Genomic DNA, 25746 nt, shown 5'->3' with positions numbered 1-25746 from the left:
AAGCCAAGCTGGTCAGACCAATTTGGACTGACCAGTTTCGCGCGACCGGGGTTGGGAATACTCCGTCGGTGGGACGATGGAGGCTGCGCGCGTGTTCGACAGCAAGCCGAATTCAGCCGAGGCGCGCGACATCGCGTTCCATCTGCACTCGCAGACCAATCCTCAGCGGCATGCAGAAATCGGACCGTTGATCATGGCGCGCGGCGAGGGCGTCCATGTCTATGACGCCAGCGGCAAGCGTTATCTGGAAGCGATGGCCGGGCTCTGGTGCACCTCGCTCGGCTTTTCCGAGACGCGGCTCAAGGCGGCGGCGCTTGCTGCCTACGACAAGTTCGGCTTCTACCACAGCTTCAATCACAAGACGCCGGACAACACGATCGACCTCGCCGAGAAGCTGGTCGAAATCTCGCCGATCCCGGATGCGCAGGCCTATTTCGCCACCTCCGGCTCGGAGGCCACCGAGACCATGGTGAAGCTCGCCTGGGTGTATCACGCGGTCCATGGCAAGCCCGGCAAGCGCAAGATCATCGCCCGTGATCGCGGTTTCCATGGCTCGACGATCGTTGCGGCCTCGATGTGCGGCTTGCCGCGCATGCACCGTGAATTCGGCCTCCCGCTCGACGGCTTCCTGCACACGCATTGCCCGGATGCCTATCGCGGCACGAGGCCGGGCGAGAGCGAGGCGGCGTTCGTCGACCGCCTCGCGGCCGATCTCGAAGCACTGATCATGGCCGAGGGACCGGATACGATCGCAGCCTTCATCGCCGAGCCGATCAACGCCGGCGGCGGCATCGTCGTGCCGCCGAAGGGATATTTTGCAAAGATCGAGGCGGTGCTGCGCCGTCACGACATCCTGGTGCTCGGCGACGAGGTGGTCTGCGGCTTCGGCCGCACCGGCAACTGGTTCGGCTGCGAGACGGTCGGCATGAAGCCGGACATGGTGGCGCTCGCCAAGGGCATCACCTCGTCCTACTTCCCGATGTCAGCCGTGTTGCTGGGACGTCCGATCCGCGATGCGCTCAGCGAGATGAACAAGGGCGGCGAGCTGTTCGGCCACGGTTTCACCAATTCCGGGCACCCGGTCGGCGCGGCCATCGCGCTCGAAACGCTGAAGATCTATCACGAGATGGATGTGGTGCCGCATGTTCGCCGCATGGGCGGCCGGCTCCGCGCCGGGCTGGAGCAGATCGCACGGGATTCGCGCATCGTCGGCCAGGTGCGGGGCGAGGGATTGATGATGGGGGTCGAGCTGGTCGCCGACCCCGCGACGCGGCAAGCCTTCGATCCCGCGCTGAAGGTCGGCGCGATGTTCGACGCGCTCGCGATCGAGAATGGCCTGATCATTCGCGCGATGGGCGACACGATCGGGTTCTGCCCGCCGCTGATCATCGACGACGCCGGAGTCGACGAGGCGCTCGACCTGTTCGCGAAAACCTTGTTCAGCGCCGAAGCCAGGCTTGCCGAGACACGTCCATCTGCGTAACCCGTTGAGGAGACCATAACATGCGCCGTCGAGACCTGCTCCGATCCACACTGGGCGCCGGTCTCGGCGTCGCCTTTGGCTCTGCTCTTGCGATGCCGCGGCTGGCCCGCGCGCAAGGTTCGCGCGTGCTGCGCTTCGTGCCGCAGGCCGATGCGGCGATCCTCGATCCGATGATCACCACGGGCCTGGTCAACCGGAACCACGGCTTCCTGATCTGGGACACGCTCTACGGCGTCGATGAGAAATTCCAGGTTCAGCCGCAGATGGTCGCCGGCCATACCGTCGAGAACGACGGCAAGCTCTGGACGATGACGTTGCGGGATGGCTTGAAATTCCACGACGGTGAGCCCGTGCGCGGCCGCGACGTGGTGGCGAGCCTGAAACGCTGGGCCTCGCGCGATGCGTTCGGCAATTCACTCTTCAACCTGGTCGAAGAAATCTCGGCACCCGATGACAAGACCGTACGCTGGCGTCTCAAGTCGCCGTTTCCACTCCTGCCGGAAGCGCTCGGCAAAGTGGGCGCCATCGTCGCCTTCATCATGCCGGAACGTCTTGCGCAGACGGACAGCGTCACGCCGGTCAAGGAGCTGATCGGCTCCGGTCCGTTCAGGTTCCAGGCCGATCAGCACGTGCCCGGCGCGCGCCTGGTCTACACGCGTTTCGACGGCTATGTGCCGCGCCCCGAGGGGACGCCGAGCCTGCTCTCCGGCCCGAAGATCGCGCATTTCGACCGGGTCGAGTGGCAGGTCATCCCGGACCCCGCGACGGCTGCGGCTGCGCTTCAGCAGGGCGAGATCGACTGGTGGGATCAGCCCATCGTCGACCTGTTGCCGAAGCTGAAGAGCAACAAGGCGCTGACTGTCGAACTGCTCGACCCGATCGGTAATGTCGGCGTGCTGCGCTTCAACCACACGCAGCCGCCGTTCGACAACCCGGCGATCCGCCGCGCGGTGCTCTCCGCCATCAGCCAGAAGGAGTTCATGTCCGCGGTCGCGGGAGAGGACACCAGTCTCTGGCGGGACAAGGTCGGCTTCTTCGCGCCCGGCGGCATCATGGCGAACGATGCCGGCATGGACGCGCTGACCGGCCCCCGCGATATCGCCGCCGCGGCCAAGGCCATCAAGGACGCCGGCTACAAGGGCGAGAAAGTGCTGCTGATGGCGCCGGGCGATTTCCCCGTCATCGGGCAGATGAGCGAAGTCGCGGCCGACCTGTTCCGCAAGCTCGGTTTCAATCTCGACTACGCGGCGATGGACTGGGGCTCGATGCTGCGGCGCATGGGCAACCGCGAGACGCCGGACAAGGGCGGATACAGCGCCTTCTGCACTTATTCCGCCGGCGTCACGCAGCTCAATCCTTCGGCGCATAACTTCATCCGCGGCAGCGGTGACAAGGCGACGTTCGGCTGGGCGAAGAGCGAGAAGCTGGAGCAACTGCGTGATGCCTGGTTCGCCGCGCCCGATGCCGCCGCGCAGGCCAGGATCGGCGTCGAGATGCAGAAGCAGTGCTTTATCGATGTCCCCTATGTTCCGCTTGGTGTCTTCTATCAGCCGACCGCTTACAAGAAGAGTCTGACGGGCATGCTCAAGGGCCTGCCGTTGTTCTGGAATGTGCGCGGCGCCTGAAGAAGGATTTTCGATGCTTCCGATCACCGGCTATGCGGACCGCTGGAGCGTGCGCTCCGGCGACGACATCAACTTCATGATCGCGGTCAAGGGCGGCGGCCGCTATTCGGCGCGGATCGCCCGAATCATCTGTGGTGACCCGAATCCCAGGGGACCCGGTTATCGCGAGATTCCGGTCAAGTGGGATCTCGAAGGCCAGCACGATGGCATCGAGCAGACCATCGCCAAGGGCTCCTGGGTCGATGTATCAGCACTGGCGTTGCCGGCAGGTCCGATCGCCTTTGCCGCGACCGTCTGGCCGACCCTGCTCGCCGCGGGCAAGCAGGCCGTGCTGAACTGGGCGGGCGCAGGCGGCTCGTTGACGCTCGGCGTCGGCAAGGCGGGCGCTTTCGCCCGGCTGGTGACCGGCGAGGGCACCTTCGAGGTCGAGACCGGCATCGCGCTGACCGAGCGGGCGTGGCACGACATCGCGTGCCTGTTCGATCCGGCGACCGGATCGCTGGCGATCGCACAGGCGCCGCGCAAGATCAGGCTCGACCGCGACGAGCGCGCGACGAAAATGCTGGGCGCGCCGCGCACCGCGTTGGCCGGCATGGGGGCCGTCGCGATCGCGGCGGAGCGCGCAGGGAAGGGCGTGGCCCGTCACTTCAACGGCAAGGTCGAACGTCCCCGCATCACCGATGGCGGCACGGGCCTCGACGGCATCATCGCCGCGCAAGCTTCCGGAACGGCGGCCGCGGCCATCGCCGAATGGGATTTTTCCATCGGCATTCCGACCGATACGGCAACCGATATCGGCCCCTTCAAGGCGCACGGCACCTGCATCAACCTGCCGACGCGCGCGATGACGGGCTCGCGCTGGACCGGCGGGGTGACGCATCGCTGGACGGAAGAGCCGAAGCTCTGGGGCGCGATCCATTTCCACGACGACGACATTGGCGATGCCGGCTGGCAGCCGTCGCTGACCTTCACCGTGCCCCAGGACTGGACGAGCGGCGTCTACGCGCTGCACCTCGAAAAGGATGGGGCGCGCGACAACATCGTCTTCTATGTCCGCGCCAGAATACCGGGTTCGCAGGCCAAGGTGGCGTTCCTCGCGCCGACCTTCAGTTACACGGTCTACAGCCAGTATCAGAAGAAGGGCAGGCAGGCCCTGATCACGGAACGTTCGCTGGCCTGGGGCGCGCTGGCACAGGCGCCGGACGGCCATCCGGAATACGGCGTCTCGCCCTACAATTTCCATTCGGACGGCAGCGGCGTGGTGATGTCGACCATGCGCCGGCCGTTGATCGACAAGCGCGTCAACCAGATCCATCTGGTCGATCCGAGCGACTATGGCTCCGGCCTCTACTGGATCTCCGCCGACAGCGCCATCACCGATCTCCTGACCCGCAAGGGCATCGACTTCGAGGTCATCACCGATCACGACGTCCATGCCGAAGGCGTCGATCTGCTGTCGAAATATTCCGTCGTTCTGACCGGCCAGCATCCAGAGTACCACACCCACGAGACGCTCGACGCGCTCAGTGCCTATCTCGGCAATGGCGGCCGCTTCATGTATCTCGGCGGCAACGGCTTCTACTGGAAGGTGGTGCCGCATGCGACAGGCACCTGGGCCTTCGAATTGCGACGCGCCGAGGGCGGCATCCGTCTCTGGGAAACGCTTCCCGGCGAGAGCTATCATGCTTTCGACGGCTCCTATGGCGGCCTTTGGCGACGGCTCGGCCGCCCGCCGCAGGCGCTGGTCGGCGTCGGCTTCAGTACGCAAGGGGAGTATATGGGCTTCCCCTACACCTTTCTCGACGGCGTTCTCGATCCCCGCGTCGCATTCATGCGCGACGGTATCGAGGTTCTGGCAAGGCCGGGCGCCAAGCTCGGCGAGCGCGGGTTCATGGGCGGTGGCGCCGCCGGCCACGAGCTCGACCGCGCCGACACGCGCCTCGGCACGCCGCATCATGCGATCATCATAGGCCGCGCCGTTCTCACCGATCCGACCTATCAGCCGGTCAACGAGGAGCGTTACGACCACACCTGGCCGGCCTCGCGGGAGGACATCATCCGCTCCGACCTGACCTTCTTCGAAACACCGAATGGCGGCGCGGTGTTTTCGGTCGGTTCGATGAATTTCATCGGCGCGTTGCCGGTCGATGGCTACAACAACGTGGCGGCCCTGCTGGTGACCAACATCGTCAGGCGCTTTGCCGATTCGACGCCGTTCCCGGTGCCGAAGGCCCCCGCGTAAGCAGGCCTATCGCATATGACAGCTGGAGACTGCCGGATGAACTCGGCCTGCATGGTTCGAGACGCCCGCTTTGGCGGGCTCCTCACCATGAGGGTCTGATATCTCGCCGCAAGACGCGACCTCGTCCTGAGGGCCCGCCGCAGGCGGACGTCTCGAAAGGATGGGCCGCAGGTGAGCTTTCAGCCACGATTTTCTTCAAATGCGATTGCCCTGCATAAGGGGGCGGCCTCACGCGACGATGTTGCTCTTGTGCCGGTGCGAGAATACTCTTGGGACGTCTACTCAAAAAAACGACAACAAGACCAAGCCCCAAGGTGACTGATGGCCCGAATCCTCTACAGCGACCCGATCAACGCGTCCGACCGCACCCGCGAAATCCTCGACAAGAACCGTCATGCCAATATCTTCCGCATGATGGCGCATTCGCCGAGCTACTTTGAGCAGTACTGCCGGCTCGGCGGCGCCATCCGCCATAAGGGCGAGCTCGATCCGATCGTGCGCGAGCTTGCGATCACGCGCACGGGCATCCTGTGCGAGGCGCCATATGAGATTGTCGCGCACAAGCGCATCGGCAAGAATGTCGGCGTCACCGACGAGCAGAACGAGGCGCTGGAGAACTGGCAGGGGGCGTCCTGCTTCAATGAGGTGCAGCGCGCCGCGCTCGCCTTCACCGACGAGATCGTGAAATTGAACAAGCCGACGGACGCCACCTTCAAGGCGATCGCCTCAAAACTGACGCCGGCCGCGCTGGTCGAGCTGCAGCTTTCGGTCGGCTTCTACATCATGACCTCGAAATTCCTCGAGACCTTCGAGATCGATCTCCAGCCGGTGACGGAAGTGGTGGGCTAGTTCGCAAGCAGCGGCGAGGGTTGCCGATGACAATCGATGAATATGCGGCTTGGGCTGCGACGATCGCGAAAGTCGATGAGCATCCGTCGAACGAGCGGTTGTCCTATCTTGGTCTTGGCCTCGCCGGCGAGGCCGGCGAAGTCGCCGATCACATCAAGAAGCTGTTGCGCGATGACTGGCTCGATCAGGCAGGTCTCGTCGATGAGCTCGGCGACGTCATCTATTATTGGGCCTGCCTGTGCGCGGCGACCGGCCAGCAGCCATCCGAATTGCTGAAGGCCAGCGCGGCGAAGATCACCCGGCGCCTGAGCGAGGCCGCGAGCCGCTAAGCTGTGCCGGCGGTGTCAGGTCGACGTCAAGATATCCACCTTGGCGTTGGCGACGATCAGGCGATCGGCCAGCAGCTGCGCCAAATTGCGCATGATGCGCTCGGAGGCCCGCGGGTGCTGCTTGCGGAAGCGCTCGAATGCCGCGAGAGGGACTTCGAAGGCGGTCGCTGCCATGTCGGCGAAGACGTCGGCGGAACGGGTGGCTTCCAGCAGCGCCATTTCGCCGAACGCCATGCCGGCGGTCAGGGTCGCCAGCCGCACGCCGTCGGGCAGGGTGACGTGGACGGCGCCGCTGCGCAGGAAGAACAGGGAATCCGCGGGATCGCCCGCTGCCACGATCCTGGCGCCGGATGGATAGGTGCGGATGGTGCAGAGCGATGCCAGATCGGCCAGCTCGTCGTCGCCGAGGCCGGCGAGCAGCGGCTGTTCGACGAGCTCGGTGGTCTCGTGAAAGTCGATCGAGCCGCCGTGGCGGTAGACGATCTGGTCTTCCGCCCATTCGATCGCGGTGTCGAGCAGGTAGAAGTCGCGCACGTTCTTCAGCTCGGCGGTCCACTCCCGCAACGTGTTCCATTCCTTCGAGGCGCGCTTGACGCCGGACAGGATCACGGTGACGTTCAGCGCGGCGAGCTCCTCGAAGGCTTCGGCCACCAGCCGCGCGCCCGCGCGCGTGGTGGAGGTGACGCGGTGCAGGTCGAACACCACGAATTGCGGCCGCGGCCGCGCCGCAAGCCGCCGCGAGACGTAGTCGACCGCCGAGAGCGACAGCGTGCCGACCAGCTCGATGATCCGCACCTCCTGCTCATGGGCGGCGAGGATGTCGCGCTCCTGCGCGCGGCGGACGCGCCGTGACGGGCTCTTGCCGATGTCGTAGTCGGCGATGACCGCGTTGCGCGCGTCGTCGCTGCGGTTGAGCATGTGCAGGTCGTAATGCGAGGACAGCGCCTCGCACACCTTGATGCCGCGCACGCTGTTGCCGTGCTTGTCGAGTTTCGGCGAGTAGCTGCCGAGGCCGAGACGGGCGGGCAGGGCGGCCAAAATCCCGCCGCCGACGCCGCTCTTGGCGGGAATGCCGATGCGGTAGATCCATTCGCCGGCATAGTCGTACATGCCGGACGACGTCATCACCGACAGCGTGCGCGAGATCGCGTAAGCGCTCATCACCTGCTCGCCCGTCACCGGATTGACGCCGCGGTTGGCGAGAGTTGCCGCCATCACCGCGATGTCGCGCGCCGTGACCAGCACCGCGCATTGCCGGAAATAGACGTCGAGGACAGCGGCGACGTTGTCCGAGATCACCGCATTGGTCTTCAGCAGATAGCCGATGGCGCGGTTGCGGTCGCCGGTCTGGCTTTCCGAAGTATAGACGGCCTCATCCACGGCGAGGTCGCGCCCCGCGAAACGGCCGAGCGCAAGGCGGATCTGCTCGAAGGCCTCGGCGCCCTTGCTCTCGTGGATCAGCCCGGTGCAGGCGATCGCGCCGGCATTGACCATTGGGTTGAACGGGTGGTTGTCGGCGTTGAGCCGGATCGAGTTGAAGGGATCGCCCGACGGCTCGACGCCGATCGCGCCCTCGACCTTGCCCGCGCCGAGCAGGTCCAGCGCCAGCGCGAACACGAACGGTTTCGACATCGACTGGATGGTGAAGGGCACCCGGCTGTCGCCGACCTCGTAGACATGGCCGTCGAGTGTCGCAAGGCTGATGCCAAAATGGGCAGGATCGGCCTTGCCGAGCTCCGGGATGTAATCGGCCACGGCGCCGGAGGTTTCGGCGGAGAACTCGTTGAGGCAGGTGTCCAGAAACCGCAGCAAAGGCGGCTTCGAGCGGGTCCAGGCGGAGGCGGGCGGCGGTGTCATCGCCTCTCTTGTGCAACGCAATCAGGGCACGCGCAACCCGTCGGGCATCGGGGGCTGCCGCCGGACCAGCAGAAGCGCGATCAAAACCGTGGGCACCAGGATCGCGAGGCCCAGAAGGGTGACCTGCATTTGCGACAGCGGCATGATCCCGCCGCCGGGGGTCGCCACGACAAAACCGCCGATCACCAGCAGCGCGCGGATCGGCCATTCCATCATGCCCGCGCCGCGGAGGTCGCCGACAAAAGCCTGGTAGCCCTGGATGCCGCCGCAGATGAAGACGATGCCGAAGCAGGCGAGCCCGGTGAGCCCGAATGCCTCCAGATAGGGGTTGCTGCCCTGGAGCAGCAGCGCTGGGTTGAGCACGAAGAAGAACGGGATGAAGTAGATGATGCTGCCGACCCACATCGATTCCCAGCCCGTCTTCATTGCGGGCGCGCCGGCGATACCGGCCGCCGCGAACGAGGCGATCGCGACCGGCGGCGTGATCGCGGACAGCATGCCCCAGTAGAAGATGAACATGTGCACCGCTATCTTGTTCAGCCCGAGCTTCTCCAGCGCGGGCGCGACCAGAATGGCGAGGAAGATGTAGCAGGAGGTCGTGGTCAGCCCGAGCCCGAGGATCAGGCTGGTGACCGCGCACATGATCAGCAGCAGAAAGGCGTCGCCGCCGGCGATGCTGAGCAGATCGTTGGCGAGGCTCGAGATCACGCCGGTCAGCGAGAACGCGCCGATCAAGAGGCCGCAGCCGGCGAGGATGGCGATCAGCTCGACGAAGGTCTTGCCGTTGAGCTCGAGGAAATGCAGCCAGCGCGCGCCGCCCCAGTTCTTGCCGGGAAAGAACTCGTTCAGCGCGGCCAGCAGGCACATGCCCCACAGCGCGGCGTTGAGCACGCCGAACCAGAACATCAAAGCCGTCGCCGCGATCGAGCCGGCGAGCACGAGCGTGTTGCCGAACTTCCACGGCGCTGGCCCCGACCATTGGTGCAGGATCACCAGCAGCACGGACGCATAGAACGGGGCGTGGCTCTCGCGCTTGAAGTAGAGCAGCATCACCACGAGCACGACGATCACGAACAGATAGTACCAGCCCTCCTTGAAGGCGTCCCAGAAGCGCGGCAGCTCGGCGCGCGGAAGGCCCTTCAGCTTGTGGCGGGCGGCATAGGCGTCGACCTGCGCGAACAGGCCGACATAATAGAGGATCGAGGGAATGGTCGCGGCGAGCGCGACGTCGGCATAGCCGGTGTTCATGAACTGCGCCATGACGAAGGCGGTGGCGCCGAGCACCGGCGGCGCCAGCACCGCACCGGTCGAGGCGCAGGCCTCGATCGCGCCGGAATAGGACGGCGTGAACCCCGTCTTCTTCATCGCGGGGATCGTCATCGTGCCGGCCGTGAGCACGTTGGAGACGATGCTGCCGCCGACGGTGCCGAGCAGACCGGAGGCGAACACGCAGACCTTTGCGGCACCGCCGCGGAAGGTGCCGCACATCGCGAACGCAATGTTGATGAAGAATTTTCCCGCGCCCGTCATCATCAGCGCAGTGCCGAACACGAGGAAGCCGATCACGGTGTCGGCAAAGGCCTGGATCGGGATTCCGAGCAGGCTTTCGCCGGACAGCATGTGATAGGCGATGGTCTGCTGCAGCGTCGACTGCGTGCCGCGGAACGGGCCGAGCCAGGTCGAATCCGCAAACAGCGGATAGAGCGTGAACGGCAGCACGCTCAGCAGCAGGCTCCAGCCGCCGGTGCGGCGCAGCGCCTCCATCAGCACGAACCACATCACGAGGCCGGCGGCGATGACGTTGGCCGGGGCGCCGTCGAACTCCCAGCCGGATTGCGCGGCCTTGCGGATGTTGAGCATCAGCCAGATCGCCGCACCGAAGGTCGCCGCGAACAGCGCGAGGTCGTACCAGGGGATGCGGTCGAGCGGCGCCTTCTCCGATCCCGGGAAGATCAGGAAGGTGAATGGCAGCATCAGCGCGATCAGCAGGTAGAAATATTCGGTGTTGAGCTGGGTGTAGTCGATGAAGAACCGCAGCGAGAATTGCTGGTTGACGCAGAGCAGGATGGTGGCGGCCGTGGCTGCCATCAGCACCCAGCGCCACGCGCCCTTCAAGGTGCGGACGCGCGTGACCTCGGCTTCCTGCAGATCGGCGGCGGCGCCGAGATGCGGATCCTCGAATTCGACTGGCTTGCGCTGCGCTTGCGGGTCGGTGGTGGAAACAGACATGATCGATCCCGCGCGTGGGCAGCTAACCGCTGACTAATGCAAATGGCTTTTGGTTGAATCGATAGGGCCGCGGGCTCCTCAACCTCTCCCGCTTGCGGGAGAGGTCGGCGCGCAGCGCCGGGTGAGGGCTTTCTCCTCTGGGGGAGTCTTTCTGCGGAGACACCCTCTCCCCAACCCTCTCCCGCAAGCGGGAGAGGGAGCGCACCTCGCGTGTAGCAACGAACGAGCCCATCTCGCCCTAATCCTCAAACCCGTTCGGCATGTCGGCCTTGGCCAGCGCTGCGGCGCGGGCCTTCATCCAACCGTCGAGGAACGCCTTCTCGTCCGACGGCGGATTGGACTTGCCGTACTCGGTCCAGGCGGTAGCTAACACCTCCTGGCGCTTGAACAGCTYGTTGTTGTGCGCCTCCTGGGCGTCGCTCCATTGCCCGGCTTCCTTCAGCGCCTTCACCGCGCCGGGATGCACCGGCACCACCCAGTTCTTGGTCTGCCGGTCGGCGGCGAGCCCGCCGGCGCCGGGCGCGGAGTCCTTGTAGGCGTCGTAGTTCACGATCATCGCCTTGGTGATGGCGTAGACCTGGTCGGCCGGTTGCGCGGCGTAGGTCACGAAGATCGGGTAGGGGTAGTTGCCGAGCTCGATCGGCTTGTCCGGCGAGATGCCGGCGCCGCAGGTGGCAAGTTGCGGGAAGAAGAACGAGCCGACTTTCTGCATCCGCGCCCAGCCTTCCTTGTCCTTGGCCGGCAGCGGCGGCCAGATCAGGCCGCGCGGCGAGGTCTCGGCCTCCTTGGCGGGGCCGGTGATGGTGGTGCCGAAGGCGGCGTCGGTGTCGTTGTTGATCAGGCCCTTCCACATCGCGCCGTAGCTGGCGAACTCGACGATCCTGACGTCCTTCTGCGTCAGCCCGGCGAAGGCGAGCACCGCGAGCGAGTTCTGGTTCAGCGCCGGCGAGCCGACGACAAATCCGACGCGCTTGCCTTTCAGGTCTTTCAGATCTTTCACACCGGTATCGGCGGCGACGCCAAGCGAACCGCAATTGCAATCGACGCTCGAGAGCATGATCTGGAGCGGCTGCGGGCCCCATTCCCTGGCTCCGAACTCGAACACGCCTTCCTGCGCGAAATAGGTCCCCGATCCCATCGCCGCCGACACGGCACGCTTGGCGCGCAGCGGCGCAAGCCGCGCGACGTCGTTGCCTGCGGGGAGCACGCGCACGTCGGTGCCGTATTTGTCCTTCATCATCTTGCCGACGCCGACCGCGATGTTGAAGCCCGCGGTGCCGGTGTCATAGGCGGTCAACGTCAAGGTTGCCGGCAGCTTGACGTCTTCGGCGAACGAATAGCGTGTAGACGCAAAAGAAATGCCCGCAACCAAGGCAGGCGCGAGCACGAGCAGCCCACGAAGCATGTTCCCCTCCAATGATCATCGCGTTTGCCGCGAAGATTTTCGTTCTTTGTTTGAAACAGATTTTTATTGAGACAGATCATGTCATCGCGATCAAGCGATGGCAACGCCGTACCGCGAAGGCGGGAAGTAGGCTGACAGATTGTCGCGGAAACTACGGATAATGCAGTCAGCTCGCGACGATCGCGATGGCCTGTCCTTCGGCAACGACGTCGTCGAGCTTGACGAGAAGTGATGTGATCGTGCCGCTCGCGGGCGAGGGCACGGGTATCTCCATCTTCATCGCCTCGACCACTACAACGTCGTCGCCATCCGCAACAGTTCCTCCAACTTGCACGGGAGTTGCGCAGATGCGGCCCGCAACTTCAGTGACGATCTTTATTTCTGGCATGCCAATCGCCTTTTTGTTGTGGTGGCAAAATGCCTGAGGTAGCTTCGTCTGCAAGCGGAATTTAATTCCGCACAGCGGAACAACTGGTAGGGAACATGGGACGACGTTCGGAGCGGTTGAGTAGGCAAGGAGTCCTCGCCGGTGATGCCGGTGAAGGTGATGTCATCCAGGTGGTCTCGCGCGCGTTCGACGTGTTGCGATGCTTCGAGGGGCACGAAGCCCGGCTCGGCAATCTCGAGATTTCAAATCGCTGCGGTCTGCCGCGCTCGACGGTGTCGCGGCTCACGCACACGCTGACGCGGATGGGCCAACTGGTCTACCTGCCGCGCGATCAGAAGTATCGCATCGGCCCGAGCGCTGTTGCGATGAGCGCCTCGATGATGAAGGGCGCGCAACTGCGCAGCATGATCCGGCAGCGGCTCCAGGAAGTCGCCGAGCAATTGCCGGGCACGGTCGGCTTCGTCGTCCCCGATCGCTTCCACCTCGTCTATCTCCAGTTCGCGCGCTCGGCGACCGCACTCGGTCTGCACGAGGGCACCGGCAGCCGCATCTCGATGGCTTCGACCGCCGCGGGCGCGGCCTACACCGCGGCGCTGGCGCCTGAGATCGGCGATGCCTTCATCGCGGAGATGGAACGGGAAGCTCCCGAGGCTGCCAAGATCCTGAAGCCCCGCATCGAGGCCAACCGGCAGTCGCTGCGCGAGCACGGCTATGTCGTGGCCTGCGGCCTGTGGAGCCCGCACATCAATGGGCTCGCGGTGCCGATCTGGTCGCCGCAATATCAGACCTTCGTGGTCATCACGATCGGCCTGCTGTCGGCGATGTATGATGAGCAACGGCTGCATGCCGAGGTCGCGCCGCTGATGGTCGCGCTCGGCCGCTCGCTCGGCAGCCTGCTCGAAGGCGCGGAAGGCGACGTCTTCAACAACCGTATCTCGCGTAAACCGGTCGCGATGGCCGTGCATAACAATAACAAGCCGATCAATTCGGAGGGAGTGAATGAACTGGAAGCCGGAACTCGACGAGCTCGCCCGGCGCGAAGCCTTCGCGCGGGAGATGGGCGGCGTTGACAAGGTCAAGCGACAGCATGACCAGGGCCGGCTGACTGTTCGGGAGCGTATCGACGGACTGATCGACAGAGGCAGCTTTCACGAGATCGGTGCCGTCTCCGGCATCGGCGAATACGATCCAGCGGGCGAGCTGAAGCACGTGACGCCGGCGAACTGCGTGTTCGGCCGCGGCAAGGTCGACGGCCGCACCGTGGTCGTGGTCGGCGATGATTTCACCGTGCGCGGCGGCTCGGCGGATGCCTCGATCTCGGCCAAGCCCTTGATGGCGGAAGAGATGGCGCACGACTTCCGTCTGCCCATCGTCCGCATTATCGAAGGCTCCGGCGGCGGCGGCTCGGTCAAGACCATCGAGACCAAGGGCGCGGCCAATCTGCCCGGCGGCGTTGGCGGCACGCGCTGGTATCGCTTCACGACCGAAAACCTGTCGCGCGTACCCGTGGTCGCGCTGGGGCTCGGCTCGGTTGCGGGCCTTGGTGCCGCGCGCCTTGCCGCCAGTCACTACTCCATCATGACAAGGAAGTCCGCGATGTTCGTCGCGGGGCCGCCGGTGGTGAAGGCGCTGGGGCAGGACCTCTCGAAGGAGGAGCTCGGCGGCGCCGATATCCAGACCCGCGCCGGCGCGGTCGATCACGCGGTCGATACGGAAGAAGAGGCGTTTGCCTGCGCGCGGCGCTTCCTGTCCTATCTGCCGTCGTCGGTTTACGAACTGCCGCCGACCTTGCCCTGCACCGACAATCCGGAGCGCACCGAAGAGGCGCTGATGAACGCGGTGCCGCGCAACCGCAAGCAGGTCTACAAGATGCGACCGATCATCGAGCAGGTCGTGGACAAGGGCTCGTTCTTCGAAGTCGCAAAGAATTTTGGCAAGCCGATCATCGTTGGCCTCGCGCGGCTCGAGGGCAGGGCGGTGCTGCTGCTCGCCAGCGACAGCTTTCACTATGGCGGCTCCTGGACGGCGGATGCCTGCCAGAAGGTGGTGCGCTGGGTCGATTTCGCCGAGACCTTCCATCTGCCGATCGTCTATCTCATGGACTGCCCGGGCTTCATGATCGGCCTCGATGCCGAGAAGGCCGCCACCATCCGCCACGGCGTCCGTGCCATGGCGGCGGTCAACCAGACCACGGTGCCGTGGTGCACGGTGATCCTGCGCAACGCCTTCGGCGTCGCCGGCGTGGTGCATCAGCCCGCCGACCGCTTCTCGATCCGCTACGCCTGGCCCTCGGCCTATTGGGGCTCGCTGCCGCTCGAAGGCGGCATCGAAGCGGCCTACCGCGCCGACATCGACGCGGCCGAGGACAAGGCGGCCAAGCTGAAGGAGATCGAGGATCGCCTCAACAAGCTCCGCTCGCCGTTCCGCTCCGCCGAAAAGTTCTGGGTCGAGGAGATCATCGACCCGCGCAAGACGCGGTCGCTGCTGTGCGAGTTCGCGCGGCTGGCCGAGCCGCTGCGGAAGGCAGGACCGCCGGAGAACATGACGATCAGGCCGTAGGCTCAATCGTTGCGAACTGCAACCTGGGGACCGGTCTAATTCAAGAAGCGCTTCGTTTCCTAAGTCGTCCCGGCCCCCGTGCGCAATTGCGCACTAGGCCGGGACGACATTGAGGTGGTGGTTCGCACCACAGTCCCGGGCCGACCGGGCCCAATCTCGATGAACCCGTTTATGCCGCGTTAATGATGCTTTCTCAATATGACACATATGGATCCGCTGCGGTCCCTGTTTCTGGGGTGCCCGTAAGCGTTGATTAAGACGGCTATCGCCATATTCCGCCCGTGACGAGCGAGTGGTCGGCGGCAGGGTCTGACAATCTTCGCCCGTCACTGGTGTTTGGGAAAATGTCTCGGCCGCAACGACGGCAACCAGGGTGAAGGCATGCTCCGCCGCGTAGTGCTTCGTTTCGCGAGAGACCGGAAGGCGAACGTCGCCATTATCTTCGCGCTCATGATGGTCCCCACCATCTTTCTGCTGGGGATGGCGCTCGACTATACGCTCGCCCTGCGCAAGCGGGAGCAGTTGAACGCGGCTGCCGACGCCGCCGCGATCGCGGCCGTGCGGCCGGCGATGCTGACGCAGAGCGACACCACCATCGTCAAGGCAACCGCCGAAGCCGTCTTCGCAGCGAAGGCGAATCTTCCCGGACTGTCCGCGACCCCGACACCGACGGTCACCGTCACCGATTCCGGTCTCGCGCGGACCATCACGGTTTCCTACACCGCGCAGTCCGTCAACAATTTCCCCGGCGTTCTCGGCAAGCAGACCTGGCAGGTCGCCGGTTCCGCGACGGCGAAGGCGTCGAGCGCGCCCAACATGAATTTCTATCTGCTGATGGACGACTCGCCGTCCATGGGGATCGGCGCGACCGCGACCGACATCAGCAATCTCATCAAGTACACCGCCCCCGCGTACCAGGCAGCAGGGGCCTCGCAGAATTGCGGCTTCGCCTGTCATCAAACCAATATCGGTCACGATGGCGGAACCAAGGATAACCTCGCGATCGCGCGCGCCAACAATATCACGTTGCGGATCGATCTCGTGACGAATGCCGTCAACCAGTTGCTCAATACATGGTCGAACTGCCCGCAGTCGGGCGTTTCGGGGGGCGTCATGCAGTGCATGTCGGCGTTGAACAACACCACCTACAAAGCGGCGCTCTATTCGTTCGACTTGAGCTTGAACACACTGGCCGCGCTGACCACCCCGACACTCGCCGGGACCCAGGTTTCCAGCATCTCGCTGATGGCGGTCGCCTACCAGAACTGCGTCGTTGTGACGACCAACTGCAAGACAGACAACGGCACGGATATCGCCGGTGCGCTTAAGACCCTCAACGGCATCATGCCCAATCCCGGGCTTGGCAGCAACGCGACGGGAGATACGCCGCAGGAAGTGGTGTTCCTTGTCACCGACGGCGTCGAGGACAAGATCGTCTCGGGCGCTTCAGCCTGCCCCAACGCGAGCCTCGCCTCCAACAATCGATGCCAGCAGCCGCTCGACACGACGATGTGCACGACCATCAAGAACCGGGGCATCAAGATCGCGGTGCTCTACACGGAGTATCTGCAACTTATCGCCAATCCCGCCACCGGTATCCAGAAAACGGACAACTGGTACATGACCTGGATCGACAAGTACGACCAGCCAACCTCAACGACAGGCCAGATCGCACAAAATCTGCAATCCTGCGCGTCGCCGGGTTTCTACAAGAGTGTTCAAAATGGCCAGAACATTTCCGACGCCCTGACGGACCTCTTCATCAAGGTTGCGTCAAGCACGGCCAACCTTGTGCAATAGAGAGCGCGCCATGACCGGACCGGACATCGCAACGACGAAGAGGCGCCGCAATCGCTGTGCCGCCTTCGCTCGGGATAGCAAGGGTGCCACGGCTGTCGAATTCGCGCTCGTTGCCGCGCCGTTCCTCGCGCTCATCATTGCGCTCATCCAGACGTTTCTCGTGTTCTTTGCCCAGCAGTTGCTCGAATCCGTGGTGCGCCAATCGAGCCGCCTGGTCCTGACCGGGCAGGTGAAGGATCAGGCGCTGACGCAGGCGGCATTCAAGCAGAAGGTCTGTGATCAGGTCGTGATTTTCTTCAGCTGCGGCGGCCTGATGGTCGACATGCAGGTTGCCACGACGTGGTCTACGGCGAACACGGCGATGCCGACCCTGACTTTCGACAGCAAGGGAGCGGTCACGAACAGCTGGCAATTCAATCCCGGGGACATCGGCGATATCGTCGTTCTCCGGGTGATGTATGTGTGGCCGGTGATGCTCGGGCCGCTCGGCTTCAATCTCTCGAATATCTCGGACGGCAACCGGCTGATCATGGCGTCTGCCGCGTTCCAGAACGAGCCATAGAAGGACATCGCTATGATCGCCGGCCTGTCGTTTCGCGCGCGGGGCTTTTGCACCGACGTTAGTGCCGTGGCGGCGACGGAATTCGCCATCGTGACGCCGTTCATGCTGGTGCTTTACATCGGCGGCGTGGAGCTGGGAAACGGCCTGGCCATGAACGTCAAGGTCAGCGCAACGGCGCACAGCGTCGCCGACATGGTGTCGCAGAACACGTCGGTTAGTACGACCCAGATGAACGGCATCCTTGCGGCTTCGACGGCCATCATGGCGCCTTATCCGGTCAAGAACGGCAGCACGTCGCTGATGACGATCACGGTCTCCGGCGTCTCGACCGACAGCACCGGCAAGGCGACGGTTCAATGGAGCACGTCGACCACACCCTCGGCGGCGAGAGCCGTGGGTCAGCAGCTGACCTTGTCCGCGTTCACTGCGGCCGACCCGAAGAAAGCCGACAATGCCAACATCTCGCTCATCCTGAGCGAGGTGTCCTATGACTACACGCCCAACCTCGGCTACACGATCGCCGGCACCGTGAAGCTGACAGACAGCTATTATCTGTTCCCGCGTTGCTCGACCAACAGCCCGGCCAACTCCAGCTTTCCGTACTACGACGTGAAGTATTCCGCGTCGACGACGACGTGCACGTGCATCCAGCATCTGCAACTGAAGACCTGCTAGCTGCGCCGTCGCCCGCCATCCATGAGGCTGCGTTCGATCAAACGATAGGCCGCCTCTGACAGCGTGGGCTTCGCCGCTTGGCGCTGCGCCCATTCGGCATTCGTCGCAGGTGCGTTGCCAGCTCCGCGTATCAGAGCCGAGTCAAAGCGATCCATTGTCCTCCGGAAACCCTGCAACCACACGACGCGTGGGCCGCTGGGATTTCCGGTGAGTGGTGTGGGCACATGCAGCCATTTTCGGCCGCCGTTTAGGCCCAATTCAGTCAAATTATTATCGGTTGCTCATTGTCAGGGGCAGGACCGTACGAACCGGAGTCCTGCAATGTTCAAGTTAGTCCTTTCTGCGTTCCTCGTTTTTGCCTGCTCGACCGCTTCGGAAGCGCGCACCTACCGCACCACCCAGGCGCCCGAATGCAATGTGACAATGCCCTGCGACTTCTCGTATTCGCAACCGCGCCGCGACGGCGTTTCGCGGCACGCCTTGCAAACGCTCCGCTCGACACAACTCACGATGGCCTACGATGGCAGCGCCGCCACGGCGGTGAATGTCTCCGGCGGCCAGGTCGTCGGCGGACGACCGGCCGGTTGTCCGTCGTCCTTCTGCGGCTGCGGCGCAGCGCTGCGCGTGTTCGGTCGCATCATGCCGGAATTGAATCTGGCAGCCAACTGGCTGCGCTTTCCACGGACATCGCCGGCACCGGGAATGGTTGCTGCACGGCGAGGGCACGTCTTTGTCCTGGAGCAGCACCTCGAGGGAGACATCTGGATGGCGTATGACGCCAACTCGGGTGGACGCGCAACGAGACTGCACGCGCGTTCATTGCGGGGTTATACGGTCGTCAACCCGCGCGGCGGCGCGGTGACGTGAGGACGAGCGGACATCAAGGCGACGTGTCAGGCGATGAGGCGCGAGGGAGCGGAGCCTGCAACCGGCTCCGCCCCGGCGACGTCGGCGTCCGATTTCCGGCAACAACAAAGACGTCAGTTCGGACAGGGTTGTCCGGCGGCTCCCCACAGAGCCATGTCCTTGACATGATCCTCGAACGTCCCCGGCGGCGTCGTGCGACCTGCTCCGGGGGCCCACCCGCGAGGGATGAAGCCGTTCAGGGACGCATCGTGCCGCAGGTGTTCGACGAGACCCGCCGCGTCGCGACCGCCATTGCGTTTGGGATCCTTCAGTTGCGCGCAAATCTCAGCGCCACTCTTGCCGAACCAGATGAAAGCCACTGGAGCGAGCTGCCAGTCGATGCCGGCGCGCGGCGGCGCCGGCGCCGGATCGTTGGCCTGGGTGGAGGTCATGTGACAGGTCGAACAAGGGATCGCCTCGGCGCCGATGCGGCTCTCTCCGCCATGGATATCCATGCCATGCACGCGGGGCCTGGTTTCGCCTGCCGGCGTCCATATCGGTATGGCCTTGGCGTCGACGTGGCAGTTGGCGCAACGTGGATGTGTCACCACGGCCTCAATCCTCTTCCAGGCGTCCAGCCCTTCGGCGCGGCTGACGCTGCCCGGCGGCGGCGCGCCCTTGGCGGCTTCGTTCTTGGCCGCGACAATCCCCGTGAGGGCCGCAATTGATGAAGCCGCAAGGGCGACCGCGATCAGTGATCTCTTCATGGCTTGCCCTCACACGAAATCGACGAATTTGTTGAAGGGCATTTCGCGGATGCGCTTGCCGGTCGCGGCGAAGATCGCGTTGGCGAGCGCGGGGGCGGCGGGTGGAACAGGCGGCTCTCCGACACCTCTCACCTTGGGATCGTTCTCGAGCCCGCGAACCTCGATGACCGGACATTGGTAGATCCGCATGGCTTCGTGATGGTTGTAGTTGGTCTGCTGCACCGCGCCCTTTGCGTAGGTGAGTTCGCAGTTGATGGCGTGGCCGAGCCCCCAGACGACTCCTCCCTGCACCTGGTTCTCGAAATTGACGGGATCCATGATCTTGCCGACGTCGACCGCGACCCAGACCTTGTCGATCCGGATTCCTCGCTCCGTCTTCGTCACCTCGACCACTTCGGCCGTCGGTGTCCCGAACGACTCGACGAAGGCGACGCCCCGCCCTCGGCCGTTGCCGAGCGGTCCCTTCCAATCCGACATCTGTGCGACCGTCTCCAGCAATTTGCGGTAATGCGGAACGGTGCACATCTCGATGCGCGCCTTCATCGGATCGAGGCCCGCCGCATGGATCAGCTCGTCAATGAAGCTTTCGGTGAAGAAGCCCGATGTCGAGGCGCCGACCGACCGCCACGTGGTGCACGGCGATAGACCCTGCGCCTCGTAGCTCGTGGCCCGGAAATTGGGGATGTCGTAGTAGACATTCCACGTGCCGACGGCCAATTGAGGATCGGGATCCTTCGAGGGAGTGCCCATGCGCTCGAGCAGCCCCTTGAACGGAGCCGTCGATGCCAGTTGCAGGTCGGCCGCAACGATCTTGCCCTTGGTGATGCTCCCTCTGTGGCGGGCAATCGCAATCTGCCGCGGAATGTCCTGGAGGAAATCCTCCTCGCGCGAGAACACGAGCTTGATCGGCGTTCCCCGCATCTGATTTGCGATCTCGGCGAGGACGCGGACGTTCTCGAACTCGAGACGGTGTCCAAAACTTCCACCGGCCCATTGATTGTGAAAGGTGACCTGTTCCGGCTTGAGACCGATCGCCGTCGCCGCGATGTACTGCACGGCCTGAGGGCTCTGATGGCTGACCCAGATCTCCATCCCTGCGTCGGAGACGAGGCCGATCCCGTTGAGCGGCTCCAGCGGCTGATGGGCCACGTAAGGCGCGCGATACTCGGCCTCGACGAGCGTGCCACTTTTCAACCCGGCCTCGACATCGCCGATCTTCCGCCACTCCTTGCCCAGGAATTCAGGCTTGAACGAGGATTCCAGAACCTTCCAATGGTCGGCCTGCTCCGCGGGATACGCTGAGGGTGCCCACTCGCAAGTGATGGCATCGACCGCCTTCATCGCATACCAGCTGTTCGTCGCGATCACCGCAACGCCATTCTTGATCTCGAGGATCTTCTTGACCCCCGGCATCGATCGCGCCTTGCTGGCGTCGAATGATTTCAGCGGCTGGCCCTTGCCGGGGTTCAGCTTGACGGAGGCATACATCATGCCCTCCATCTTCTGATCGATGCCGAATTTCAACTCGCCCATGACCTTCGCGCGAACGTCGAGGCGCGTCATCGGCTTGCCCAGCAAGCGCCATTTCGAGGGATCGCGCGGCTTGGCATCGAGCACCGGCGGAATCTTGGCGGCGTCCGCCGCGAGATCGACGTAGGCGATCCTGGTGCCGTTGGGCAGGATCACGTGGCCCGATTGGGTGTGGAGGTCCGCCACAGCGACACCCGCGCGTTTTGCCGCGGCGGCCTTCAGCGTCTCTCGCGCGACGGCGCCGGCAACGCGCAACTTTTCGTAGGTATCCGGGACCGTGCTTGACCCGCCCGTCATCTGCAGGCCGGACTTTCTGAGCCATTCGAGCGCGGCCTCGCGTGCCTGTTCGGCAGCCGGGCTTTGGTCCGCCGCCAGGAACGGCGCAAGCTCTTCTGCGAAGCCGGTGTTGAAGTAGGCGGGGCTCGGCCCCGCAAAGCGAATTTCGAACTGGCCGGGATCGAGGTCCATCTCCTCGGCAATCATGATCGGCTGCACGGAGCCGACGCCCTGGCCGATGTCGGCGTGCTGCGCGATGAGCGTGATTTTTTCCGGGCTGATCTCGACCCATGGATTGAAGCTCACGGAGTTCGGCCCGAGGCCGGCGGCCAATGGATTGTCACTGGCCGTGGTGGCCGCTTCAGCGTTGCCATAAGAACCAAAGGCGATGCCGCCGGCGATGGCGGCGGAACCAAAAACAAAGGCCCGGCGGGAAAGAGTCTGCATGTGGCCCATCTCACTTCACCGCCATTTTGGCGGCCGCCGCATGGATCGCCGCGCGAATGCGCGGATAGGTACCGCAACGGCACAGATTGCCGGACATCACCTGATTGATCTCGTCGTCGGTTGGCTTGGAGACGTGTTCAAGAAGCGAAATGGCCTGCATGATCTGGCCGGTCTGGCAATAGCCGCACTGCGGGACCTGATGTTCGATCCAGGCCTGTAGAACCGGGTGCTGGTCTCTGTTGTCCAGGCCTTCGAGCGTGACGACCGACTTGCCCGCGATCTCGCCGATATGCGCCTGACAGGATCGGACAGCCTTTCCGTCGATCCGGACGGTGCAGGCGCCGCATTGCGCGACCCCGCAGCCGTATTTGGGACTTGTGACGCCGAGCTCGTCACGCAGCACCCAAAGCAGGGGCATCTCGGGAACGACGTCAACCTGATGCTTGGTCCCGTTCACCGTGAGTTCGATCATGTCGATATATCCCCTAACGGATCTGGTCGGCACAACAGCACTGCCCGATGCAGGCTGAGCAGTATTTCCGAATCCTGCGGGATCATGCGCAATCCCTGCGGGATGCCGTATCGGGACGATCGGCTTTCACGTCGGCCTGGCCGCAGCACAATTCCCGATACTGCCCCGGCGTCAGACTTGCGGCCTTGCGGAACACGCGCGTGAAATTGGCCTGAGAGCCGAAACCGAAATCAAGGGCAATTTCGACCAGGGACAAACGGTCGCGTGCAAGTTCTTGCCGGGCAGCCTGGACGCGGCGATCAGTCACATAGCGGTGCGGTGACAACCCGGTCGCCTCGCGAAACAGCCGTGAAAAATGATAGGGGCTGAGGCAGGCCTGAGCCGCCAGATCCTCGAGCCTGATGTCGCCACCAAGACAAGCCTCGATATAGTCCAGCACGCGCTGGAGACGCCTGGGTTCGAGCGACGGCGACTTGTCGGGCGCGCGCCAGCGGTCGATCGTATAATTCCCGAGAAGATGCGCCGCCAGCGCGACCTGGATCCCTTCCACGAACAGCGCGTCGGTCGGCTGTCGCGGGCGATAGAGCAGATCGCGAAGGGGCGAGCAGATGTGGAAGAGCACCTGGTCCGCCAGACCGTGGGCGTAGGCAATCTCAACCTTGGCCGGATCGATATCAAAGTCCGCGAGGGCGCTCTGGTCCAGCAGCGCCGGGGGAAGATAGAGATGAAGACATTCCATCCGGTCCGAAAGCTCGAGATGGCTCTCCTGCGTCCCCACGGGGACGAGATAGCTCATGCCCGGCCGCGCGAGGCTGTTCTGGACTTCGCCGTTGCCGGCCCGGCGCACCATCCCGCCGCCTGACAGCAGCATGACGAGCTCGGTGCAAATCGGGACGGGCGTTGCCTGGCGCCCCGCCTCGAACTTGCGATGCTCGATGCTCAGTCCCGGCCAATCGCTGGCCTCCGCGAGCTTCTCGCTGTTCTGATATTTCTGATCTCCATGCGTCACGAGCGCCATCATGACCTCCGCTTCAGTTGCGGCGAATCCCGGCCCCGCATCGCGAGCGAGCGATCATTCCATCCGGTGGTGAGTTGCGGCCCCGGCCGCCGCCACGCCGTTGCGAATGTCTCACAGGCCGCTGTGGCGAAGTCCAGAGGCGGTGCGGTTAAAAGAGGTAAAAGGCAAGCAAAGCAAAGGCTTGGAGCCAGGCAAGATCGGCTTCGAGAGCTCGTCTCGCCGCGGATGAGCAAGATGCGTCCGCCATCGCGCAGGAATCGGAAATACCGCACCGCTCGCGTGATCTAGTGGAGGGCTCATCGACGGCGATGCCGCCGCATCGAGGATTGGAGCCAGTATGAAGCCGCTTATCTCCGCGCTTGCCGCAATGTCGATCGCAACGGCCCAGGCCGCCACCGCGGTCGCGGCCGAAAGAACCGTTTCCATCGTCCTTGTCCACGGCGCCTTCGTCGATGGCTCGGGCTGGAAGGACACCTACGACATCCTCTCGGACGCGGGCTATGAGGTGCTCGTCGTCCAGCAGCCGACGATCACGCTTCGTGACGATGTCGCGGAGACCGAACGCGTGATCGCCAAGGCGCGGCATCCGGTCATTCTCGTCGGGCATTCCTATGGTGGAATGGTCATCACGGAAGCAGGCGACAATCCGAAGGTTCGCAGCCTCGTCTATCTCGCGGCATTTGCTCCCGACGCCGGGGAGTCGGTCAGCACGCTGGCGGAAGCACCGGCGCCGGCCGGAGAGCACAAGGCTCCGCTTGTCGCCGAAGGCAATTATCTCCTCGTCGAGCGCGATAAATTCCCCACCTCGTTCGCGGCCGATGTCGACGCGGCCACGACCCGCTTCATGGGGGCTGCGCAACTGCCCTGGGGATTGCAGGCGGTGCAGACCAAGGTCGATCGCGTGGCCTGGAAGGCGAAGCCGACCTACTACATGGTGACGAGCGAGGATCACATGATCCCCCCGACCGCACAGCGCACCATGGCCAAGCGCTCGGGCGCGAAAGTGGCGGAGCTAAAAAGCAGCCACGCGGTGATGCTGTCGCATCCGCGCGAGGTCGCGGCGTTCATCAGAAGCGCAGACGCCGAGTGAGACCGATCGCGCCGCGCCTGGATGGCTTCGGCTGTCACACACAAGGACTCGCAACATGGCCCTCAAGGATATTCTGCCGGGAAGACTGGGCTTCGGTGCGGCGCCGCTTGGCAACATGTTCCGCGACATCCCGGAGCAGGAAGCCCTGGCGACGGTGAATGCAGCCTGGGACGACGGCATCCGTTATTTCGACACGGCGCCCTTCTATGGCGCAGGTCTTGCCGAGATCCGCATGGGTGCTGCGCTCGCCGGCCGGCCGCGAAGCGACTATGTTGTCAGCACCAAGGTCGGGAGATTGATCCTGGACGAGATCGAGGATGTCAGTGCCCGCGACCTCGGCGAGAAGGGCGGCGTCTTCAAATACGGGCGCCCGAACAGGATCGTGAACGACTATTCCCGGGACGGGACGCTGCGCTCGATCGAGGACAGTTTGAAACGGCTGGGCACCGATCACATCGACATCGCCTTCGTGCACGACGTCGCGCAGGATTTCTACGGCGACGAATGGCTGGCGGTTTTCGAAAGCGCGCGCAAGGGCGCGTTCAGGACGCTCGACCGGCTGCGCGACGAGGGCGTGATCAAGGCGTGGGGCCTCGGCGTCAACCGGGTCGAGCCGATCGAGCTGCTGCTCGCGCTCGAAGAGCCGCGCCCCGACGGCTTCCTGCTCGCGGGCCGCTATACGCTGCTCGATCATGCAAGGGCGCTTCAGCGGGTGATGCCGATGGCGGCGGAACACGAGCTCGCGATCGTCGTGGGCGGCCCCTACAGTTCGGGCGCGCTCGTCGGCGGTCCGAACTTCGAATATGCGCCGGCGCCTCCGGAAATCCTCAACAAGGTGGCGCGAATCAAGGCGATCGCCGACCGCTACGGCATCAGCATGAAGGCGGCAGGCCTGCAGTTCGCGCTCGCCAATCCGCTAGTGGCGGCCGTCATTCCCGGCGCGAGCCGCCCGAGCCGCATCGCCGAGGATCGCGCTGCGCTTGAGGAAGCCATCCCCGCCGATTTCTGGCGCGAGCTCCGTTCGGAAGGGCTCGTCAACGCCGGGGCTCCGCTTCCCGCCGCCGATTGAGGCACCGAGAGCGCAGCAGTTCATCCCCAACCCGATGCCTTTTGGTTCGCCAGGCTGGCGGAGCTCGCCAAGGCGGCGTCGAAGTCGTGCGCATGGCAATTCTTGGCCTGCCTAAAAAATAGAACCCGTTCCATGTGCGCGCGCCGACCGGTCCGCGCGCGAGCGGTTTTGTCGCAGCCATCCCGCGGGCAAATGCCTGCCGCATTCGTGCGAATTCAGAACGGCTCT

The 25746-nt window shown here is 64.2% G+C and carries 21 protein-coding genes; 13 read left to right on the top strand and 8 right to left on the bottom strand.

Going from position 1 to position 25746, the window contains the following annotated elements; genetic code table 11:
- Window positions 1–76: 76 nt before the first annotated feature.
- From ACXJMY_RS07715 to ACXJMY_RS07695, 5 genes are all read left to right on the top strand, one after another.
- Window positions 77–1483 carry an aspartate aminotransferase family protein gene (locus ACXJMY_RS07715; RefSeq protein WP_456618715.1) on the top strand — a complete coding sequence of 469 codons (1407 nt, stop codon included), beginning with the start codon at window positions 77–79 and terminating at the stop codon, window positions 1481–1483.
- 20 nt (window positions 1484–1503) lie between these two features.
- A complete protein-coding gene (locus ACXJMY_RS07710) occupies window positions 1504–3108 on the top strand; it encodes an ABC transporter substrate-binding protein (protein ID WP_456618714.1) in 1605 nt (534 codons plus the stop codon).
- Window positions 3109–3121: 13 nt separating this feature from the next.
- The gene (locus ACXJMY_RS07705; RefSeq protein ID WP_456618713.1) at window positions 3122–5350 is read left to right on the top strand and encodes a N,N-dimethylformamidase beta subunit family domain-containing protein; all 2229 of its coding nucleotides are present in this window, start codon (window positions 3122–3124) and stop codon (window positions 5348–5350) included.
- A 321-nt stretch (window positions 5351–5671) separates the two neighbouring features.
- Window positions 5672–6199 carry a carboxymuconolactone decarboxylase family protein gene (locus ACXJMY_RS07700; RefSeq protein WP_456618712.1) on the top strand — a complete coding sequence of 176 codons (528 nt, stop codon included), beginning with the start codon at window positions 5672–5674 and terminating at the stop codon, window positions 6197–6199.
- A 26-nt stretch (window positions 6200–6225) separates the two neighbouring features.
- A complete protein-coding gene (locus tag ACXJMY_RS07695; RefSeq protein WP_456618711.1) occupies window positions 6226–6528 on the top strand; it encodes a nucleoside triphosphate pyrophosphohydrolase family protein in 303 nt (100 codons plus the stop codon).
- Window positions 6529–6543: 15 nt separating this feature from the next.
- Here the strand turns inward: ACXJMY_RS07695 and glsA are convergent, their stop codons facing one another.
- The 4 genes from glsA to ACXJMY_RS07675 all read right to left on the bottom strand — a co-directional run bounded on the left by glsA (window position 6544) and on the right by ACXJMY_RS07675 (window position 12407).
- Window positions 6544–8385 (bottom strand): glutaminase A, encoded by a 1842-nt coding sequence (glsA, locus tag ACXJMY_RS07690; protein WP_456618710.1) that lies wholly within the window; start codon window positions 8383–8385, stop codon window positions 6544–6546.
- 21 nt (window positions 8386–8406) lie between these two features.
- Complete coding sequence (locus ACXJMY_RS07685; protein ID WP_456618709.1) at window positions 8407–10614, bottom strand: TRAP transporter permease; 2208 nt, start codon at window positions 10612–10614, stop codon at window positions 8407–8409.
- Window positions 10615–10852: 238 nt separating this feature from the next.
- Window positions 10853–12019: a TAXI family TRAP transporter solute-binding subunit gene (locus tag ACXJMY_RS07680; protein ID WP_456618708.1), complete on the bottom strand. Its 1167-nt coding sequence runs from the start codon at window positions 12017–12019 to the stop codon at window positions 10853–10855.
- Window positions 12020–12185: 166 nt separating this feature from the next.
- Window positions 12186–12407, bottom strand: coding sequence for a biotin/lipoyl-containing protein (locus tag ACXJMY_RS07675; protein WP_011086715.1), 222 nt, complete (start codon window positions 12405–12407; stop codon window positions 12186–12188).
- A 95-nt stretch (window positions 12408–12502) separates the two neighbouring features.
- Here ACXJMY_RS07675 and ACXJMY_RS07670 point away from each other — a divergent pair, with 95 nt between their 5' ends.
- From ACXJMY_RS07670 to ACXJMY_RS07645, 6 genes are all read left to right on the top strand, one after another.
- Window positions 12503–13477, top strand: a complete 975-nt coding sequence (locus tag ACXJMY_RS07670) for an IclR family transcriptional regulator (RefSeq protein ID WP_456618707.1) — start codon at window positions 12503–12505, stop codon at window positions 13475–13477.
- Window positions 13407–14966, top strand: a complete 1560-nt coding sequence (locus ACXJMY_RS07665) for an acyl-CoA carboxylase subunit beta (RefSeq protein ID WP_456618706.1) — start codon at window positions 13407–13409, stop codon at window positions 14964–14966. Before ACXJMY_RS07670 ends, ACXJMY_RS07665 begins: the two co-directional genes overlap by 71 nt.
- A 381-nt stretch (window positions 14967–15347) precedes the next feature.
- Complete coding sequence (locus tag ACXJMY_RS07660; protein WP_456618705.1) at window positions 15348–16766, top strand: TadE/TadG family type IV pilus assembly protein; 1419 nt, start codon at window positions 15348–15350, stop codon at window positions 16764–16766.
- Between the two features lie 10 nt (window positions 16767–16776).
- Window positions 16777–17328: a TadE/TadG family type IV pilus assembly protein gene (locus tag ACXJMY_RS07655; protein ID WP_456618704.1), complete on the top strand. Its 552-nt coding sequence runs from the start codon at window positions 16777–16779 to the stop codon at window positions 17326–17328.
- A gap of 12 nt (window positions 17329–17340) precedes the next feature.
- Complete coding sequence (locus ACXJMY_RS07650) at window positions 17341–18003, top strand: TadE/TadG family type IV pilus assembly protein (RefSeq protein WP_456618703.1); 663 nt, start codon at window positions 17341–17343, stop codon at window positions 18001–18003.
- A gap of 321 nt (window positions 18004–18324) precedes the next feature.
- A complete protein-coding gene (locus ACXJMY_RS07645; RefSeq protein WP_456618702.1) occupies window positions 18325–18870 on the top strand; it encodes a hypothetical protein in 546 nt (181 codons plus the stop codon).
- A 113-nt stretch (window positions 18871–18983) separates the two neighbouring features.
- Here ACXJMY_RS07645 and ACXJMY_RS07640 read toward each other — a convergent pair whose 3' ends face one another.
- From ACXJMY_RS07640 to ACXJMY_RS07625, 4 genes are all read right to left on the bottom strand, one after another.
- The gene (locus ACXJMY_RS07640; RefSeq protein WP_456618701.1) at window positions 18984–19616 is read right to left on the bottom strand and encodes a hypothetical protein; all 633 of its coding nucleotides are present in this window, start codon (window positions 19614–19616) and stop codon (window positions 18984–18986) included.
- A 9-nt stretch (window positions 19617–19625) separates the two neighbouring features.
- Entirely contained in the window at window positions 19626–21869 is a 2244-nt protein-coding gene (locus ACXJMY_RS07635) for a xanthine dehydrogenase family protein molybdopterin-binding subunit (protein ID WP_456618700.1), read from the bottom strand.
- Window positions 21870–21879: 10 nt separating this feature from the next.
- The gene (locus ACXJMY_RS07630) at window positions 21880–22341 is read right to left on the bottom strand and encodes a (2Fe-2S)-binding protein (protein WP_456618699.1); all 462 of its coding nucleotides are present in this window, start codon (window positions 22339–22341) and stop codon (window positions 21880–21882) included.
- An 82-nt stretch (window positions 22342–22423) separates the two neighbouring features.
- Complete coding sequence (locus ACXJMY_RS07625; protein ID WP_456618698.1) at window positions 22424–23359, bottom strand: helix-turn-helix domain-containing protein; 936 nt, start codon at window positions 23357–23359, stop codon at window positions 22424–22426.
- A gap of 337 nt (window positions 23360–23696) precedes the next feature.
- On the opposite strand from ACXJMY_RS07625, the gene ACXJMY_RS07620 reads away from it, so the two are divergent.
- Together ACXJMY_RS07620 and ACXJMY_RS07615 are read left to right on the top strand one after the other, a co-directional pair.
- Window positions 23697–24449: an alpha/beta fold hydrolase gene (locus ACXJMY_RS07620; protein WP_456618697.1), complete on the top strand. Its 753-nt coding sequence runs from the start codon at window positions 23697–23699 to the stop codon at window positions 24447–24449.
- Between the two features lie 55 nt (window positions 24450–24504).
- Window positions 24505–25518: an aldo/keto reductase gene (locus tag ACXJMY_RS07615; RefSeq protein WP_456618696.1), complete on the top strand. Its 1014-nt coding sequence runs from the start codon at window positions 24505–24507 to the stop codon at window positions 25516–25518.
- Window positions 25519–25746 lie beyond the last annotated feature (228 nt).

The organism is Bradyrhizobium sp. P5_C12 (assembly GCF_054049735.1).
This window is presented reverse-complemented; position numbering and strand designations above follow the sequence as displayed.

Bases quoted from the DNA above. Each gene is read 5' to 3' on its own strand.
- glsA (WP_456618710.1), bottom strand. From the start codon at position 8,385: ATGACACCGCCGCCCGCCTCCGCCTGGACCCGCTCGAAGCCGCCTTTG.
- ACXJMY_RS07625 (WP_456618698.1), bottom strand. From the start codon at position 23,359: ATGGCGCTCGTGACGCATGGAGATCAGAAATATCAGAACAGCGAGAAG.
- ACXJMY_RS07660 (WP_456618705.1), top strand. From the start codon at position 15,348: ATGCTCCGCCGCGTAGTGCTTCGTTTCGCGAGAGACCGGAAGGCGAAC.
- ACXJMY_RS07640 (WP_456618701.1), bottom strand. From the start codon at position 19,616: ATGAAGAGATCACTGATCGCGGTCGCCCTTGCGGCTTCATCAATTGCG.
- ACXJMY_RS07650 (WP_456618703.1), top strand. From the start codon at position 17,341: ATGATCGCCGGCCTGTCGTTTCGCGCGCGGGGCTTTTGCACCGACGTT.
- ACXJMY_RS07670 (WP_456618707.1), top strand. From the start codon at position 12,503: ATGGGACGACGTTCGGAGCGGTTGAGTAGGCAAGGAGTCCTCGCCGGT.
- ACXJMY_RS07665 (WP_456618706.1), top strand. From the start codon at position 13,407: ATGAACTGGAAGCCGGAACTCGACGAGCTCGCCCGGCGCGAAGCCTTC.
- ACXJMY_RS07635 (WP_456618700.1), bottom strand. From the start codon at position 21,869: ATGCAGACTCTTTCCCGCCGGGCCTTTGTTTTTGGTTCCGCCGCCATC.
- ACXJMY_RS07715 (WP_456618715.1), top strand. From the start codon at position 77: ATGGAGGCTGCGCGCGTGTTCGACAGCAAGCCGAATTCAGCCGAGGCG.
- ACXJMY_RS07705 (WP_456618713.1), top strand. From the start codon at position 3,122: ATGCTTCCGATCACCGGCTATGCGGACCGCTGGAGCGTGCGCTCCGGC.
- ACXJMY_RS07695 (WP_456618711.1), top strand. From the start codon at position 6,226: ATGACAATCGATGAATATGCGGCTTGGGCTGCGACGATCGCGAAAGTC.
- ACXJMY_RS07700 (WP_456618712.1), top strand. From the start codon at position 5,672: ATGGCCCGAATCCTCTACAGCGACCCGATCAACGCGTCCGACCGCACC.
- ACXJMY_RS07645 (WP_456618702.1), top strand. From the start codon at position 18,325: ATGTTCAAGTTAGTCCTTTCTGCGTTCCTCGTTTTTGCCTGCTCGACC.
- ACXJMY_RS07655 (WP_456618704.1), top strand. From the start codon at position 16,777: ATGACCGGACCGGACATCGCAACGACGAAGAGGCGCCGCAATCGCTGT.
- ACXJMY_RS07615 (WP_456618696.1), top strand. From the start codon at position 24,505: ATGGCCCTCAAGGATATTCTGCCGGGAAGACTGGGCTTCGGTGCGGCG.
- ACXJMY_RS07620 (WP_456618697.1), top strand. From the start codon at position 23,697: ATGAAGCCGCTTATCTCCGCGCTTGCCGCAATGTCGATCGCAACGGCC.
- ACXJMY_RS07710 (WP_456618714.1), top strand. From the start codon at position 1,504: ATGCGCCGTCGAGACCTGCTCCGATCCACACTGGGCGCCGGTCTCGGC.
- ACXJMY_RS07685 (WP_456618709.1), bottom strand. From the start codon at position 10,614: ATGTCTGTTTCCACCACCGACCCGCAAGCGCAGCGCAAGCCAGTCGAA.
- ACXJMY_RS07630 (WP_456618699.1), bottom strand. From the start codon at position 22,341: ATGATCGAACTCACGGTGAACGGGACCAAGCATCAGGTTGACGTCGTT.
- ACXJMY_RS07675 (WP_011086715.1), bottom strand. From the start codon at position 12,407: ATGCCAGAAATAAAGATCGTCACTGAAGTTGCGGGCCGCATCTGCGCA.